This window comes from Intestinimonas sp., assembly GCF_026169115.1.
Taxonomy (GTDB): Bacteria; Bacillota; Clostridia; order Oscillospirales; family Oscillospiraceae; genus Intestinimonas.
Genome location: NZ_JAPFEA010000089.1, coordinates 38,887 through 53,124, shown reverse-complemented (window position 1 = coordinate 53,124; position 14,238 = coordinate 38,887). Strand labels below are relative to the sequence as shown.

The following is a 14,238-nucleotide window of genomic DNA, read 5'->3' as shown; positions in this document are numbered from 1 at the left end:
GACAGCATGACTTTGATTTCCGGCAGCAGCCCCTGAACCTGTGTGTAATTTCGTTTCCGCATAACGATACCCCCTGATGTAGTCTATTTTCCTACATCAGGGGGTATTTTGTCACTGTCCGTTTTTACTGGTTCAGTTCACTATGCCGGGGGTTCCTATTTTATCAGCCAGAGCGCGCTCATACCGCTGCTCCTCCTTTCCAAATCACAACCGATGCGCTGGATTACGATTCGGTTTTAACCGGCCCTTGCAACAATACCTGTACAACGTAAGCGCGGCACTAGCCAGAGCTCTGGCCGGGCCCCTGATAACTTTCTACGCCGTGGGCAAGCTATCTCCGGAGGTGATCCCATGGACGACCGATATGCCCAGTTGGCCAAGGACCCGGTCATGGATGCCTATTTCTCCCAGCTCCCCGCCCACATCCAGGCGGAACTCCGGGCCCGCAAGTCCCGACCCGCCACCCTGGCGGAGCTCCAGCGCATGGCCGACGAAATCAAGCGGCTGTTTTAGTCCCGCAGCCATTGGGGCATGCCTCTCTAAAACAAGGCGGCGCCCACGATTTTCGTGGGCGCCGCCTGATTTTTATTTGATTGATGTCCCGTGCCGTCCTGTGGCTCAGGCCAGGTACTGCTTGAGCTCCTCCGCCCGGTCGGTCTTCTCCCAGGGCAGGTCGATGTCGGTGCGGCCAAAGTGGCCGTAGGCAGCGGTCTGCTCGTAGATGGGCCGCAGCAGGTCCAGGTCCCGGATGATGGCGGCGGGGCGCAGGTCGAAGTGGCGCTCCACGATCTTGGAGAGCTCCTCCTCGGGGAGCCGCCCGGTGCCGAAGGTGTCCACCAGCACGGAGACAGGATGGGCCACGCCGATGGCGTAGGCCAGCTCGATCTGGCACTTGCGGCACAGGCCGGCGTGGACCAGATTTTTGGCGGCATACCGGGCCATATAGGCGGCGGAGCGGTCCACCTTGGTGGGGTCCTTGCCGGAGAAGGCGCCGCCGCCGTGGGCGGCGCTGCCGCCGTAGGTGTCCACGATGATCTTTCGTCCGGTGAGGCCGGTGTCGCCCACGGGGCCGCCCACCACGAAGCGCCCGGTGGGGTTGACATAGAACTTGGTGTCGGCGTCGATGTACTGGGCGGGGATGATGGGCTTGATGACGGTCTCCACGATGGCCTCCCGCAGGTCCTTGAGGGCGATGTCGGGATCGTGCTGGGTGGAGACCACGATGGCCGGGCAGCGGACGACCTTGCCGTCCTCGTCATACTCCACGGTGACCTGGCTCTTGCCGTCGGGGCGGACCCACCCCAGCTCCCCGCTCTTGCGGACCTGGGCCAGACGCCGGGTGAGCTGGTGGGCCAGGGAGATGGGGGCGGGCATGAGCTCCGGCGTCTCGTCGCAGGCGTAGCCGAACATCATGCCCTGGTCGCCGGCGCCCACCAGATCCAGGGGATCGCCGCCGGCCCCCTGCTGGACCTCATAGGACTGGTTGACGCCCATGGCGATGTCGGGGGACTGCTCGTCGATGGCGGTCATGACGGCGCAGGAGCGGTAGTCGAAGCCGTAGGCGGGGTCGGTGTAGCCGATGCGCTCCACGGTGCGGCGGACGATGGAGGGGATGTCGGTGTAGTGGCTGGTGGTGATCTCACCCATGACGGTCACCATGCCGGTGGTGGTGAAGGTCTCACAGGCCACATGGGCGTGGGGGTCGCTGGCCAGGATGTCGTCCAGGACGGCGTCGGAGATCTGGTCGCAGACTTTGTCGGGATGTCCTTCGGTGACGGACTCAGAGGTAAACAGGCGGTGACTCATGGTTCATTTCCTTTCTTTTTTCCGCTGGGCGGGAAAACGGCAACAAAAAAACGCCCCAACCGGCGGAGCGCACGAAGTCTTACCCTCATCTCTCGAACACTGCCGCCGGATTTGGCACCTTGCGGTCTCCCACAGGTTGCCGGGCTTCATCGGGCCGTTCCCTCCGCCACTCTTGATAAGGTTGTGAAGTTGTACCTTCATTATAGCATCTGTTTGGACGTTGTCAAGGCCCCGGACCGGCCTTCCGGCACGGTTGCAGAAAATTCACAATTTTCTGATAGACTTCCCCCGAGAAAGAGGGTAAAATACTTAGTACGCGAATCCAACATATTGTAAGGAGGCCCTCTCATGCGCTCCGTTGACAGCTGGCTGGACCGATTCTGCTACAAGCATCCCCGCCTTGGCATCCCCAACCTGATGACCATTCTGGTCATCGGCACCGCTGTGGTCTATCTCATGGACCTGTTCAGCAATGGCATGTTTTCCACCATGCTCTACTTCTCCCCCACCGCCATCCTGCGCCACTTCCAGATCTGGCGTCTGGTCACCTTCCTCTTCGTGCCCCTGAGCCACTCCCCCTTCTCCCTGGTCCTCTCCCTCTACTTCTACTGGTGGATCGGCAAGAGCCTGGAGCAGGAGTGGGGGACCACCAAATTCACGGTGTTCTATGCCTGCGGCGTCCTGTTCAACATCGTATTCGGTTTCCTGGCCGGCGGCACCAGCGCCACCTATCTGAACCTCTCCCTCTTCTTCGCCTTCGCCTCCCTCTATCCCGACCTCCAGGTCCTGCTCTTCTTCCTCATCCCCGTCAAGGTCAAGTGGCTGGCCTGGATCGACGCGGCCTTCTTTGGTCTCTCCGTCCTCTTCAACCTGATGCACCTCAACTTCGTGGGCGCGCTGCTGCCCCTGGTGGCCGTGCTCAACTACGTGCTCTTCTTCTGGTCCTTCCTCCGCGATTTCTTCCAAAGACGCGTTTACCGGGTCCAGCACCAGACCTCCCGGCAGACCATCAACTTCAAGAAGGCCACCCGGGACGTGAAAAAAGAGAAGGGCTACCTCCACAAGTGCGCCGTCTGCGGCGTCACCGACGCCGACGACCCCAACATGGAATTCCGCTACTGCTCCAAGTGCAACGGCTACTACTGCTACTGCATGAACCACATCAACAACCACGTCCATATCCAATGATACCATGACAGGAGGTCACGACATGACGGAACAGGAACTGGTGGAGCGGGCCTTCGCCATGCTGGAACGGTCCTACGTACCATATTCCCACTTCCCCGTGGGGGCCGCGCTGGAGTGCGCTGACGGCACGGTCTTCACCGGCTGCAACGTGGAAAACGCCGCCTACGGCTCCACCATCTGCGCCGAGCGCACCGCCGTGGTGAAGGCGGTGAGCGAGGGACACCTGGACGACTTTGTCCGCATCGCCATCGTGGGCAGCTCCACCGACTACTGCTGGCCCTGCGGCGCCTGCCGGCAGTTTCTCTTTGAATTTGCCCCCGACCTGGAGTGCCTTGTCGCCCGGGGCGACCACGCCTATGTGAAGCTCTCCCTCCGGGAGCTCCTGGCCCACGGCTTTGGGCCCAAATCCCTGACTTGAACCCAGTCCCTGCATAAAACCTCCCCGTTTTGGTCATCCTAAGCCCCGGATACCAAAACGAGGAGGTTTTTTCCGTGATCGTGGATAAGATCGCCCTGATCCTGGCCATCGTGGGCGGGCTCAACTGGGGCAGCATCGGGATCTTCGGCTTTGACCTGGTGGCCTTTCTCTTCGGCGGCTCCGGCAGCGTCGTCAGCCGGGTGGTCTACACGCTGGTGGGGCTGGCCGCCGTGTGGTGCATTTCCCTCCTGTTCCGGGACACCGTCGCCGGGAAACAGCATTGAACAGGACCGCCGCGCATACCTGATGGTATCCGCGGCGGTCTCTGTCTGTCTACTCCACTTTACGGACCAGCAGCCAGGTGCTCACCAGCAGACAAATGAGAATGCAGGCAGGGATGGTGACGCTCAGGGGGATGGTCCGGAGGATGAGGTAACCCAGGACCACCACTGCGAACAGCCATACGGCGGCATTGGCTATGGTGGCACGATGCCGGAACCGCCCGCTCCGGCACCACAGGGTCACAGCGAGAGAGAGCACATAGGCCGCCGTTCCCGCCGCGGTAATCACCAGAAAAGGCTCCCAGCCGATCCAGCCCTCCAGCCGGGCCACCCGCTCTGCTCCGTCGAAATAGATCCTGAGCCAGACATCCCTCATCCTGTCCAAGCAGAGCCGGAAAAACACCTGCTGGGGGGCGGCGCCCACGGCGATGACCACCGTCCAGGCCAGGGTCCGGCCCAGCACCGACTGCCAGGCCGGCCTGTCGCTGGTCCGCTCCAGGTCGAAGGCCCCAGTAAAGGGCCACTTTAATCCCCGATACACCGCCAGGACGGCAAATGTGACCAGATGAAAGCTCAGCAGAAGGGGGACGCCGCTGCCGTTCCAGCCTGTGGCGGCCTTCCAGGCGTAAATGAGCCACAGTCCCAGCAAAATGAGCGTTCGGCCGTTCAGCAGCCCGCTCTCCGCAATCTCCCACTTGGCGCTGTTCCACAGTCCCTTCACCGGCTACCACCTCCAAAGACCTCCATGTACTTCTCCTCCACCGACAAGCCCTCCCGCTGGCGCAGCTCCTCGGCGGAGGCGGAGAGGACCACATGGCCTGCCCGGAGAAAGAGGACGTCGTCCAGGATGGGCTCGATGTCGTGGACCAGGTGGGTGGCCATGAGGAGGGCGTTGTGCTCCTCCATGACCCCCGCCGCCGCCGACAGGATCTTGGCCCGTTCCACTGGGTCCACGCCCCCCAAAGGCTCGTCCAGCAGGTAGACTTCGGCGTCCCGGGCCAGGAGCAGGCTCAGGTCCAGCCGCTCCGCCTGGCCCTTGGACAGCCGGGACACCGGCTCCCCCTCCGGGAGATTCCCCGACACCGCCCGGAACCGGTCCAGGTCCAGGTCGGGGAAGAGGTCCCGGTACCACCGGATGGCCTGGTGCACCGTCAGCTCCCGTGGCAGCAGGGTGTGATCGGCCATATAGGCCACCTTGGGCCGGTCCTGGCGGGTGATGGGCCGCCCGTGGAGGGAAATCTCGCCCCCGTCGGGCCGCCACAGCCCGGCGATGGTCCTCAGGAGGGTGGACTTTCCCGCCCCGTTGGGGCCCAACAGGCCGGTGATATGGCCCGGCGCCAGGGAGAAGCTGCACGCGCCCAGCACGCTCCGCCCGTCCAGATACTTATAAAGCCCTTTGACTTCCAGCAGACTGTCCACCGTCTTCTTCCTCCCCGCTCAGCCGCTCGGCGGCCTCCAGCCGGGAAAAGCCCAGCCCCGCCATCCCTTTGAGGTAGTGGGCCACCAGGGTCTGGGCCATCTCCTCCCGGAGGGCGGAGAGCCGTTCCCAGTCCCCGGTGACGAAGGAGCCCACCCCCCGCCGGGTCTCCAGCAGGCCCTCCCGCTCCAACTCAGCGCACACCCGCTGCATGGTATTGAGGTTGATGCCGTACCGGGCGGCCAGGGTCCGCACCGACTCCACCCGGCTCCCCGCCGGCAGCCCCCCTGTCACCATCTCCCGCTTCATGTCCTCCATCACCTGGAGATAGATGGGCACGCTGTTGCTGAACTGCATGGCACTTCCTCCTCGTGTCTTAGTGTTCTATATAAATAATACACTAGAACAGCAAAATGTCAAGAAATTTTATGGCCGTGCCGCTGAAAGCGGCACATGGACAATTTTGCTCTGCTTTTGCATCGCAAAAAAGCCTTGACAGGAACACCCCCTGGGGGTATGATAGGGGTGCCCCCCACCCCCGGGGGGTATTATCAGAACCATCAAGCATGGGAGGGAAGCGCCATGATGGCAGATCAGAAGACGGTGCTCCGGCTCTTGAAGACGGCCCGGGGACAGATGGACGGCATCATCAAAATGGTGGAGGAGGACCGGTACTGCATTGATATCTCCACCCAGGTCATGGCGGCTCAGGCCATGCTGGGCAAGGCCAACCGGGAGATCCTCACCGCCCACCTCAAACACTGCGTCAACACCGCCCAGACCCAGGGCGAGCGGGAGGAGAAGATCGACGAGCTGGTGGACATGCTGGGCAAAATTCTGAAGTAACTTCTTTTTCTTCTCTTCTTTTTCTTGAAAGAAAAAGAAGCAAAAAGAACTTTAGGCTTTGGACTGGCTCTGATTTTCCGCTTTTTCCCCTTTTTGCCCTCTTGCTGAAAGCCGCACCACGCAAAACAAGCCACGGGGGAAAAGTGTGAAAGGGGGGCGGTGAGCCCCCACTTTCGCGTACAGTCAAGAACTTTTTCGATGAAATCGAAAAAGTCAGCAGCTTGTTGAAAAATCCATTTTGGTTTTTTTCGACAAGCTGCAAGAACCAAAAAGAACTTTGAGCTTTGGACTGGCTATGGTCCAGGGCCATTTTCAACTGTTTATAGGTTTCTTTATGAGGTGTGTGCATGAAACAAAAATTTACCGTAACGGGCATGACCTGTTCGGCCTGCTCCGCCCATGTGGACAAGGCGGTACGGAAGCTGGAGGGCGTCAGTGAGGTCAATGTGAACCTGCTGGGCGGCTCCATGACGGTGGAGTACGACCCCGCCGCCGAGTCTCCGGAGGCCATCATGGCCGCTGTGGACGCCGCCGGCTATGGCTGCGCCCTGCCCCAGGCGGCTGCCGGCAAGGGAGAAGCCAGGGCAGACGCCCGGGCCCAGGCCGCCCGGCAGATGGAGGAGGAGCTTCGCGGCATGAAGCGCCGGTTTCTCACGTCCCTGTGCTTCCTGATCCCCCTCTTCTACATCGCCATGGGCCACATGATGGGCTGGCCCCTCCCCGCCTTCCTCCACGACAGCCGGAACGCTTTCGCCTTCGCGCTCATCCAATTCCTGCTGGTGCTGCCCATCATGTATATCAACGACAAGTACTACCGGGTGGGCTTCAAGACCCTCCTCCACGGCGCCCCCAACATGGACTCCCTCATCGCCGTGGGCTCCGCCGCCGCCGTGCTCTACGGCGTGGCCGCCCTCTTCCAGATCGGCTACGGCCTGGGGCACGGGGACATGGCCCGTGTGGAGCATTGGGCCATGGACCTCTACTTTGAGTCCGCCGGCATGATCCTCACCCTCATCACCCTGGGCAAGTACCTGGAGACCCGCTCCAAGGGCAAGACCAGCCAGGCCATCAGCCGCCTCATGGACCTGGCCCCCAAGACGGCCACCGTCCTCCGGGAGGGCGTGGAGACCGAGGTCCCGGTGGAGGAGGTGGCGGTGGGCGACCTCATCCTGGTCCGCCCCGGCGGCTCCATCCCTGTGGACGGTGTGGTCACCGAGGGCGTCTCTGCCGTGGATGAGTCCGCCCTGACCGGCGAGTCCCTCCCCGTGGAGAAGGGCCCCGGCGACAGGGTGGTCTCGGCCTCCATCAATAAGTCCGGCTCCTTCACCTTCCGGGCCACCCGGGTGGGCGACGACACCACCCTGGCCCAGATGATCGCCCTGGTGGATGAGGCCGCCTCCTCCAAGGCCCCCATCGCCAAGCTGGCCGACAAGGTGGCCGGCGTCTTCGTCCCCGTGGTCATGGTCATCGCCGCCGTCACCGCCGCGGCCTGGCTCCTGGCCACCGGCGGCGACATCACCCGGGCCCTCACCGCCGGGGTGGCCGTGCTGGTCATCTCCTGCCCCTGTGCCCTGGGCCTGGCCACCCCGGTGGCCATCATGGTGGGCACTGGCAAGGGGGCCGAGTACGGTATCCTCATCAAGTCCGCCCAGGCCCTGGAGACCCTCCACACCATCCAGACCATCGTCTTGGACAAGACGGGCACCGTCACCCAGGGCAGACCCAGGGTGACCGACATTCAGCCCGTGGGGGACGTCACTGTGGAGGAACTCCTCTGCGTGGCCGCCTCCCTGGAAAAGCCCTCCGAGCACCCCCTGTCCGAGGCCATCGTACACGAGGCGGAGGAGCGGAACATCCCCCTGGTCCCCGCCGAGAACTTCTCCGCCCTCCACGGCAGAGGGGTCATGGCCGACCTCCAGGGCTCCGCCTTCCTGGCGGGCAACCGGGCCATGATGGAGGAGCACGGGGTGGATCTGGCCGGCCAGTTAGCCGCCGCCGACACGCTGGCGGAGAATGGCCGCACACCCCTCTACTTCGCCCAGGACGGCAGGCTCATCGGGCTCATCGCCGTGGCCGACACAGTGAAGCCCACCAGCGCCGCCGCCATCGCCGCCTTCCGGGATCTGGGCATCGACGTGGTCCTCCTCACCGGCGACAACCAGCGCACCGCCAACGCCATTGGCCGGGAGCTGGGGGTGAGCACCGTCATCGCTGAGGTGCTGCCCCAGGACAAGGAGCGGGTCATCGCCGAGCTCCAGGCCCAGGGCAAGAAGGTGGCCATGGTGGGCGACGGCATCAACGACGCCCCCGCCCTGGCCCGGGCCGACGTGGGCCTGGCCATCGGCGCCGGTACCGACGTGGCCATCGAGTCGGCTGACATCGTCCTCATGAAGAGCGACCTCATGGACGCCGTCACCGCCGTGGAGCTCTCCAAGGCCACCATCCGCAACGTCAAGCAAAATCTCTTCTGGGCCTTCTTCTACAACACCCTGGGCATCCCCCTGGCCGCCGGCGTCTTCTACGCCCTGCACATCACCAGCTTCATGCTCAACCCCATGTTCGGCGCCGCCGCCATGAGCCTGAGCTCGGTGTGCGTGGTGTCCAACGCCCTGCGGCTCAAGCTCTTCAAGCCCAAGCACACCGCCCCGGCCTCCCCGGAGGTCTCCGCGGGACCCGAAACCACAAAACCCACACCGCAAAACGAAAAAGGAGTGTCTCATATGGAAAAGAAGATCATGATCGAAGGTATGATGTGCCAGCACTGCGTCGCCCATGTGTCCAAGGCCCTCAACGCCCTCCCCGGCGAGTCCGCCAGCGTGGACCTGGAGGGGAAATGCGCCACGGTGAGCGGCCCCGCTACCGATGAGGAGCTGAAAAATGCCGTGGAGGAGGCCGGCTACCAGGTGGTCTCCATCCAGTGACCGCAAAACTGCAAAGGGGGCGGGTCCACAGAGTGGACCCGCCCCCTTTTCATTTTCCCTTAACTGGCCCGCCTGCCCCGTTTCCGGAGCTTGAGGATGAGCGCCAGGGTCGCCACTACCACGGCGGCCACCAGCACCACCGCCAGGACGATCTGCGTCCGCTGGGCGGCCTCCAGCTCCGCCGAACGCGCCTCCACCTGGTCGATGACGGTCTGGTCAGGCTCTACCGACGTCCCTGTGGGGTCAGACAGGCAGATCCACACAAAGCGGTATCCATAGATGTAGCGCGTATAGCCCCAGAAATTCCCCGCGCCGTCCACGTAGCAGGTGTCCAGCGCATTCGCCGGGTAGTCCTCCACTGTGATGGTCCGCAGGGGCTCCGCCGCCCCAGGATAGAGCCACAGGGCGATCTCCATCGGCCCGTCCATAGCGTCCGTGTAGGCGGGGTCGAAGTCCACAAAGTCCCCGCCATAGAGTTCCTCAAAGGCGGCGGTCTCTCCGGCGGGCTCTGGGGGCTTCTGCCCAGGGACCACCACGTCGGCTTGGGCGGCGGCGGGCAGCACCGCCAGGGTCAGGAGCAGGACACAGGCCAAAAGTCTCGGTTTCATTTCATCATACCTCCGATCACAAGTCCGAATCCGAAAGAACAGGCGTTGGCACACAGGGAAAACAGGAGGGGGGCCCGGATGTGCCGGGCGCACAGGCGGTAGACGGCCCCCTCTGCCCCCACGGCGGCACACTCCAGCAGGAGCAGGAGCCAGAGAGCAGGGAAGATCAGGTTAAGGAGGACCACCGCCGGGTTGGTGAGCAGGTTGGCTAGGGCGCACAGGAGCAGGTCCTGTCCCCGTACGCCCCACAGCAGGGCCAGGGGCAGCTCAACGGCCAGGGTGAGGGCCAGACAGAGCAGGAAGTGATTCAGCGTGACCCATCCCCCCTTCCAAGGCCCAGGAGGAGCAGAGGCAGGGAACAGAGGGCGGCCAGGGCGGCGGACAATGGCCCAGCCGGCAGGGGGGCATACCCCAGAAGGGCGGGGACCACTCCCAGGAAGAGGGCGAAGGTGAGCAGCCCGAAGGCCAGACCCCGGACACCGGGGAGACGGCGGGCGGCCCCCCAGAGGGTGAGGGGCATGGTCATGTTGAAGAGACACACGGCGGCCAGACCGGGCCCCGCCCGCCCCGCCAGGAGGAAACAGGCCGCCGATGGGAGCAGGGAAAACCAGGCCGTCCGCCGTGGGCCCAGCCGGTCGGCCAGCAGGCCGCCGATGGCCTTGCCCCCCGCCGTGGCGCAGGCCAGCGCCAGGGGCAGCGACCCCTTCCATGGAAAGGCAAAAAGGGTGCCGGCAAAGGACCGCAGCACCACCACGGCGAAGAGACACAGGAGGGGGAACAGGCCCTCCGCCCCGCCCTCCGGCGTCAGGTCCAGGGGGGCGCTGGGGGCGCCCCGCCCCCAGCGGAGGAGGGCGGCCCCCAGGGCCAGCAGCACCAAGACCACCGCCGGGACCGGGAGCCCGCCGTCAGCGGCCAGCAGTCCGCCCAGGGCGATACCCAGGGCCCCCGGCGAGACAAAGAGCCCCAGGGGGCCGCATTTCTCACTGCCATTGAGGGTATAGAGTCCGCCCCCCACATGGAAGCAGGCGTTGCCCAGTCCGGCGCAGACGGCGGCGGGGAGCTGGCCGGGCAGGCCCCAGGCCAGGGCGGTGAGACCGCAGCCCAGGGCGGCGAACCGCTCCCCGCCCCCCAGGGCGTCGGCCAGCAGACCCACCGGCATCTGGACGGCAAAGGCGAAGCAGTTGTAGAGCAGCAGGGCGGCGACGGCGTCGCCGCCCCCCTCCAGCCGCCCCAGCATCAGCAGGGCGCAGGCGAAGTCCACCCAGAAGTGGGCGGCGGCATAGAGGGGCAGGGCGGGGAGCTTCATGGGGCGGCCTCCTTCCCAGCGTGAGCACGGCCGGTCTTTTGTGTATTTAGACGCAATTCCATCCGGCGTGTTCCCCAGCGGGCCGCATCATATATGAAAATTTTAACATTCCTGCCCCCCGAAAGCAAGTCCGCCGCCCTTTGTTCTGCATAGAAACTGGTCCGGCGCTTTTTCATTGTGCTGTCTGCCGGAGCGTGGTATACTGGTGGCAAAGGCACTGGCTGCGGCAATGCCCCGCCTGCACGCGGGGAGAAGGAGGTACGGAACATGTCCACCCTGCTCATCAAGAATGCCCGCTACATCGTTTCCTGTGACGACAGCGACACCCTCTACGAGCGCGTCAACCTCTTCATCCGGGACGGCGTCATCGTCTCCATCGGCCCCGACTACCACCAGGCCGACACGGTCCTAGACGCCTCCTCCATGGTGGTCTATCCCGGTCTCATCAACACCCACCACCACCTCTATCAGCTCTTCTCCCGGAACCTGCCCGAGGTCCAGCGGATGGAGCTCTTCCCCTGGCTGGTCACCCTTTACGAGGTCTGGAAGGGCCTGGACGAGGAGGTGGCGGCCTGGTCCTCCCTCACCGGCTTCGGGACCCTTCTGAAAACCGGGTGCACCACCTGCTTCGACCACCACTATGTCTTTCCCCGAAACGCCGGCGACCTCATCGCCGCCCAGTTCCGCTCCGCCAGTCAGGCGGGCATCCGCTTCGTGGCCTCCCGGGGGTCCATGGACCTCTCCCAGAAGGACGGCGGTCTCCCCCCCGACTCGGTGGTGCAGACCATCGACGAGATCCTGGCCGACTCGGAGCGGCTGGTCCGGGTGTGGCACGATCCCTCTCCCTACTCCATGCGCCAGGTGGTCCTGGCCCCCTGCTCCCCCTTCTCCGTCTCCGGGGACCTGATGCGGGAGAGCGCCAAGCTGGCCCGGAGCCTGGGGGTCCGGCTCCACACCCATGTGGCCGAAACCCGCGACGAGGAGCAGTTCACCCTGGAGAAATTCGGCATGCGCCCCCTTGCCTACATGGAGTCCCTGGGCTGGGTGGGGCCCGATGTGTGGTATGCCCACGGCATCCACTTCAACGACGCCGAGCTCCGGCTCCTGGCCGACACCGGCACCGGCGTGGCCCACTGCCCCATCTCCAACATGAAGCTCTCCTCCGGCGTGTGCCGGGTGCCCGAGATGCTCCGGCTGGGGGTCCCCGTGGGGCTGGCGGTGGACGGGGCCGCCTCCAACGACGGCTCCAGCCTGCTGGAGGAGCTGCGGATGTGCTACCTCCTCCACCGGCTCCAGGCCAGCGCCGCCGCCCCCACCGGCTACGAGGTGCTCAAGCTGGCCACCCGGGGCTCCGCCCGGCTCCTGGGCCGGGACGACATCGGCGTCCTGGCCCCCGGCAAGGCCGCCGACTGTTTCCTCATCGACCTGGACCGGCTGAGTCTGGTGGGGGCCCAGTTCGACCCCATGTCGGTGCTGGGCACCGTGGGCTTCCAGGGCAGCGTGGACTACACCATCGTAAACGGCGTCCCCGTGGTACAAAATGGGGCGCTCACCACCATGGATGAGCAGGAGACCGCCCAGACCGCCAACCGGGTGGTCCGCCGCTATCTGAACCGCTGAGCACGTCCCCTCTTTTCTCCCCCGCCGCCCTGCGAAGGCTCCACCGTTTCCCAGAAACGGTGGAGCCTTTTTCGATTGTACGCTTGCAATCCCCCGCCATATCTGGTACCTTATCTCTTGGGAATGGGCGGGCGTCCTGGGGGAAACGGGACGCCCCATCAAAAGAACAGGAGGCACCACACCGTGCAGTATATGGATCTCAGTCTGCTCCTCTACATCGGGATGCTGGCTCTGGGGGTCTTTGTCGGCTCCCGCAAATCGGTCCGGAGCCGGGAACTCCCCTGGCTGGGCCGGCTCCAGACCGTGGCCCTCATCGCCCTCATCGCCGTTTTGGGGGTAGAGATCGGCGCCGACGACAAAGTCATCTCCTCCCTGGGCGAGATCGGCTTCTCCGCTCTGGTCATCACCATCTTCGCTCTGGCCGGCTCTCTGCTGGCCGTCACCCTGGTTCGCCGGCTCCTGGGCCTGGACAAGCAGGGCCGGACCCCCTCCCAGCGGGAGGCGGACAAGGAGGAGGTGAAGAAGGCATGACCGGCTGGATCATTGGCGCCGTCCTGGGCGGCATCGCCGCAGGCTACCTCTTCATCCCCCCGGCTCTGGCCGAGCACTGTGGCACCTTCATCACCGTGGGGCTCTGCCTCATCCTTTTCCTGGTTGGCGTGGACATGGGTCGGCAGGGCAACGTCTGGCGGGACATCAAAGCCGCCGGGCTCAAGGTGCTCCTCATCCCCGTGGCCGTGGCCGCCGGCACCGTGGGCTTTGCCGCTCTGGGGAGCCTGCTCCTCCCCCTCACCGTTCAGGAGACCATGGCCGCCAGCGCCGGCTTCGGCTGGTACTCCCTGGCCCCCATGCTCCTCTCCACTTACTCCGCCACCCTCTCCGCCGTAGCCTTTCTCTCCAACGTCATGCGGGAGGTGGGCTCCATCCTCCTCATCCCCATCGTGGCCAAGCGCCTTGGCTTCATTGAATGTGTGGGACTTCCCGGGGCTGCCGCCATGGACACCGTGCTCCCTGTGGTGGTGGGCTCCACCCACGAGCGCATCACCATCTACTCCTTTGTCTCCGGGGTCATCCTCTCCTTCGCCGTCCCCGTGCTGGTCCCCCTCATCATGAACCTGTAAGGAGGCATCCCCCTTGACCGAGCGCGAAAAAATGGACGCCGGCCTCTGGTACGACGCCAACTTTGACCCAGAGCTCCTGGCCGCGCGGCGCAGGGCGGACCAGCTGTGCGCCGACTACAACGCCCTCCCTCCGGGGGAGGACGCCGGGCGGCTGGCCCTGCTCCGGACCCTCATCCCGGACCTGGGCGAGGGAGTGACCATCCTCTCTCCCTTCTACGCCGACTACGGCAGCAACTGCCGCATCGGCGACGGCTGCTTCCTCAATCACGGCGTCTATCTGATGGACGGCGCTTCCATCACCCTCGGAAAGCGGTGTTTCCTTGGACCAGGGTGTGGGCTCTACACCGCCAGCCATCCCCTTCTCGCGGTGCAGCGGGCCCAGGGCCTGGAGCGGGCCCTCCCCATCACCTTGGAGGACGACGTGTGGCTGGGGGGCAACGTGGTGGTCCTCCAGGGGGTCACCATCGGCCACAGCAGCGTCATCGGCGCGGGCAGCGTGGTCACCCGGGATATCCCCGCCGGGGTGGTGGCCGCCGGCAGCCCCTGTCGGGTGCTCCGCCTCATCACCGAGGCTGACCGGATCACACCCTGAGCCGTCCGGGTCTTTTGCCGGAAGCTGGGACCAATTTACAGCAGACAGAAACATCAGCCTGTGGAAGCAGCCGGAATCGGCTGTTTCCACAGGCTGATGTTTGTTTGCAGAACA

At 64.6% G+C, this 14,238-nt stretch carries 17 protein-coding genes and 1 riboswitch; of the genes, 10 read left to right on the top strand and 7 right to left on the bottom strand.

Going from position 1 to position 14,238, the window contains the following annotated elements; translation table 11 throughout:
* The first annotated feature begins 351 nt into the window (after positions 1 to 351).
* Positions 352 to 513 (top strand): hypothetical protein, encoded by a 162-nt coding sequence (locus tag Q0Y09_RS08170; protein WP_297720208.1) that lies wholly within the window; start codon positions 352 to 354, stop codon positions 511 to 513.
* A gap of 105 nt (positions 514 to 618) precedes the next feature.
* Here the strand turns inward: Q0Y09_RS08170 and metK are convergent, their stop codons facing one another.
* The gene (metK, locus tag Q0Y09_RS08165) at positions 619 to 1,806 is read right to left on the bottom strand and encodes a methionine adenosyltransferase (protein ID WP_297720205.1); all 1,188 of its coding nucleotides are present in this window, start codon (positions 1,804 to 1,806) and stop codon (positions 619 to 621) included.
* Between the two features lie 82 nt (positions 1,807 to 1,888).
* Positions 1,889 to 1,988, bottom strand: a riboswitch (SAM riboswitch).
* Positions 1,989 to 2,154: 166 nt separating this feature from the next.
* On the opposite strand from metK, the gene Q0Y09_RS08160 reads away from it, so the two are divergent.
* The 3 genes from Q0Y09_RS08160 (at position 2,155) to Q0Y09_RS08150 (ending at position 3,696) form a co-directional block, all read left to right on the top strand.
* A complete protein-coding gene (locus tag Q0Y09_RS08160) occupies positions 2,155 to 2,994 on the top strand; it encodes a rhomboid family intramembrane serine protease (protein ID WP_297720203.1) in 840 nt (279 codons plus the stop codon).
* Between the two features lie 22 nt (positions 2,995 to 3,016).
* The gene (gene cdd / locus Q0Y09_RS08155) at positions 3,017 to 3,412 is read left to right on the top strand and encodes a cytidine deaminase (protein WP_297720200.1); all 396 of its coding nucleotides are present in this window, start codon (positions 3,017 to 3,019) and stop codon (positions 3,410 to 3,412) included.
* Between the two features lie 74 nt (positions 3,413 to 3,486).
* On the top strand, positions 3,487 to 3,696 hold the full coding sequence (locus Q0Y09_RS08150; protein WP_297720197.1) for a DUF378 domain-containing protein: 210 nt from the start codon (positions 3,487 to 3,489) through the stop codon (positions 3,694 to 3,696).
* Between the two features lie 49 nt (positions 3,697 to 3,745).
* Here the strand turns inward: Q0Y09_RS08150 and Q0Y09_RS08145 are convergent, their stop codons facing one another.
* The 3 genes from Q0Y09_RS08145 to Q0Y09_RS08135 are packed head-to-tail and all read right to left on the bottom strand — an operon-like array spanning position 3,746 to position 5,467.
* Positions 3,746 to 4,414 (bottom strand): hypothetical protein, encoded by a 669-nt coding sequence (locus Q0Y09_RS08145; protein ID WP_297720194.1) that lies wholly within the window; start codon positions 4,412 to 4,414, stop codon positions 3,746 to 3,748.
* Entirely contained in the window at positions 4,411 to 5,112 is a 702-nt protein-coding gene (locus Q0Y09_RS08140; RefSeq protein WP_297720191.1) for an ATP-binding cassette domain-containing protein, read from the bottom strand. The genes Q0Y09_RS08145 and Q0Y09_RS08140 overlap by 4 nt, the downstream gene beginning before the upstream one ends.
* Complete coding sequence (locus Q0Y09_RS08135) at positions 5,078 to 5,467, bottom strand: GntR family transcriptional regulator (protein WP_297720188.1); 390 nt, start codon at positions 5,465 to 5,467, stop codon at positions 5,078 to 5,080. The genes Q0Y09_RS08140 and Q0Y09_RS08135 overlap by 35 nt, the downstream gene beginning before the upstream one ends.
* A 225-nt stretch (positions 5,468 to 5,692) precedes the next feature.
* On the opposite strand from Q0Y09_RS08135, the gene Q0Y09_RS08130 reads away from it, so the two are divergent.
* Both Q0Y09_RS08130 and Q0Y09_RS08125 read left to right on the top strand, forming a co-directional pair.
* Positions 5,693 to 5,956, top strand: coding sequence for a metal-sensing transcriptional repressor (locus tag Q0Y09_RS08130; RefSeq protein ID WP_297720185.1), 264 nt, complete (start codon positions 5,693 to 5,695; stop codon positions 5,954 to 5,956).
* 347 nt (positions 5,957 to 6,303) lie between these two features.
* Positions 6,304 to 8,877 carry a heavy metal translocating P-type ATPase gene (locus Q0Y09_RS08125; protein WP_297720183.1) on the top strand — a complete coding sequence of 858 codons (2,574 nt, stop codon included), beginning with the start codon at positions 6,304 to 6,306 and terminating at the stop codon, positions 8,875 to 8,877.
* A 59-nt stretch (positions 8,878 to 8,936) separates the two neighbouring features.
* Here Q0Y09_RS08125 and Q0Y09_RS08120 read toward each other — a convergent pair whose 3' ends face one another.
* From Q0Y09_RS08120 to Q0Y09_RS08110, 3 genes are all read right to left on the bottom strand, one after another.
* Positions 8,937 to 9,485 (bottom strand): hypothetical protein, encoded by a 549-nt coding sequence (locus Q0Y09_RS08120; RefSeq protein ID WP_297720181.1) that lies wholly within the window; start codon positions 9,483 to 9,485, stop codon positions 8,937 to 8,939.
* On the bottom strand, positions 9,482 to 9,670 hold the full coding sequence (locus Q0Y09_RS08115; RefSeq protein WP_297720178.1) for a hypothetical protein: 189 nt from the start codon (positions 9,668 to 9,670) through the stop codon (positions 9,482 to 9,484). Before Q0Y09_RS08115 ends, Q0Y09_RS08120 begins: the two co-directional genes overlap by 4 nt.
* Positions 9,671 to 9,792: 122 nt before the next feature.
* Entirely contained in the window at positions 9,793 to 10,791 is a 999-nt protein-coding gene (locus Q0Y09_RS08110) for a hypothetical protein (RefSeq protein WP_297720175.1), read from the bottom strand.
* A 267-nt stretch (positions 10,792 to 11,058) separates the two neighbouring features.
* Here Q0Y09_RS08110 and Q0Y09_RS08105 point away from each other — a divergent pair, with 267 nt between their 5' ends.
* From Q0Y09_RS08105 to Q0Y09_RS08090, 4 genes are all read left to right on the top strand, one after another.
* Positions 11,059 to 12,411, top strand: coding sequence for an 8-oxoguanine deaminase (locus Q0Y09_RS08105; RefSeq protein WP_297720173.1), 1,353 nt, complete (start codon positions 11,059 to 11,061; stop codon positions 12,409 to 12,411).
* 192 nt (positions 12,412 to 12,603) lie between these two features.
* Positions 12,604 to 12,942 carry a LysO family transporter gene (locus Q0Y09_RS08100; RefSeq protein ID WP_297720213.1) on the top strand — a complete coding sequence of 113 codons (339 nt, stop codon included), beginning with the start codon at positions 12,604 to 12,606 and terminating at the stop codon, positions 12,940 to 12,942.
* Entirely contained in the window at positions 12,939 to 13,532 is a 594-nt protein-coding gene (locus tag Q0Y09_RS08095; RefSeq protein ID WP_297720170.1) for a lysine exporter LysO family protein, read from the top strand. Before Q0Y09_RS08100 ends, Q0Y09_RS08095 begins: the two co-directional genes overlap by 4 nt.
* A gap of 13 nt (positions 13,533 to 13,545) precedes the next feature.
* Positions 13,546 to 14,124 carry a sugar O-acetyltransferase gene (locus Q0Y09_RS08090; RefSeq protein ID WP_297720167.1) on the top strand — a complete coding sequence of 193 codons (579 nt, stop codon included), beginning with the start codon at positions 13,546 to 13,548 and terminating at the stop codon, positions 14,122 to 14,124.
* The last annotated feature ends 114 nt before the right edge of the window (positions 14,125 to 14,238 follow it).

Bases quoted from the DNA above. Each gene is read 5' to 3' on its own strand.
- Q0Y09_RS08135 (WP_297720188.1), bottom strand. From the start codon at position 5,467: ATGCAGTTCAGCAACAGCGTGCCCATCTATCTCCAGGTGATGGAGGAC.
- Q0Y09_RS08100 (WP_297720213.1), top strand. From the start codon at position 12,604: ATGGATCTCAGTCTGCTCCTCTACATCGGGATGCTGGCTCTGGGGGTC.
- Q0Y09_RS08095 (WP_297720170.1), top strand. From the start codon at position 12,939: ATGACCGGCTGGATCATTGGCGCCGTCCTGGGCGGCATCGCCGCAGGC.
- Q0Y09_RS08125 (WP_297720183.1), top strand. From the start codon at position 6,304: ATGAAACAAAAATTTACCGTAACGGGCATGACCTGTTCGGCCTGCTCC.
- metK (WP_297720205.1), bottom strand. From the start codon at position 1,806: ATGAGTCACCGCCTGTTTACCTCTGAGTCCGTCACCGAAGGACATCCC.
- Q0Y09_RS08105 (WP_297720173.1), top strand. From the start codon at position 11,059: ATGTCCACCCTGCTCATCAAGAATGCCCGCTACATCGTTTCCTGTGAC.
- Q0Y09_RS08170 (WP_297720208.1), top strand. From the start codon at position 352: ATGGACGACCGATATGCCCAGTTGGCCAAGGACCCGGTCATGGATGCC.
- Q0Y09_RS08160 (WP_297720203.1), top strand. From the start codon at position 2,155: ATGCGCTCCGTTGACAGCTGGCTGGACCGATTCTGCTACAAGCATCCC.
- cdd (WP_297720200.1), top strand. From the start codon at position 3,017: ATGACGGAACAGGAACTGGTGGAGCGGGCCTTCGCCATGCTGGAACGG.
- Q0Y09_RS08120 (WP_297720181.1), bottom strand. From the start codon at position 9,485: ATGAAACCGAGACTTTTGGCCTGTGTCCTGCTCCTGACCCTGGCGGTG.
- Q0Y09_RS08130 (WP_297720185.1), top strand. From the start codon at position 5,693: ATGATGGCAGATCAGAAGACGGTGCTCCGGCTCTTGAAGACGGCCCGG.
- Q0Y09_RS08110 (WP_297720175.1), bottom strand. From the start codon at position 10,791: ATGAAGCTCCCCGCCCTGCCCCTCTATGCCGCCGCCCACTTCTGGGTG.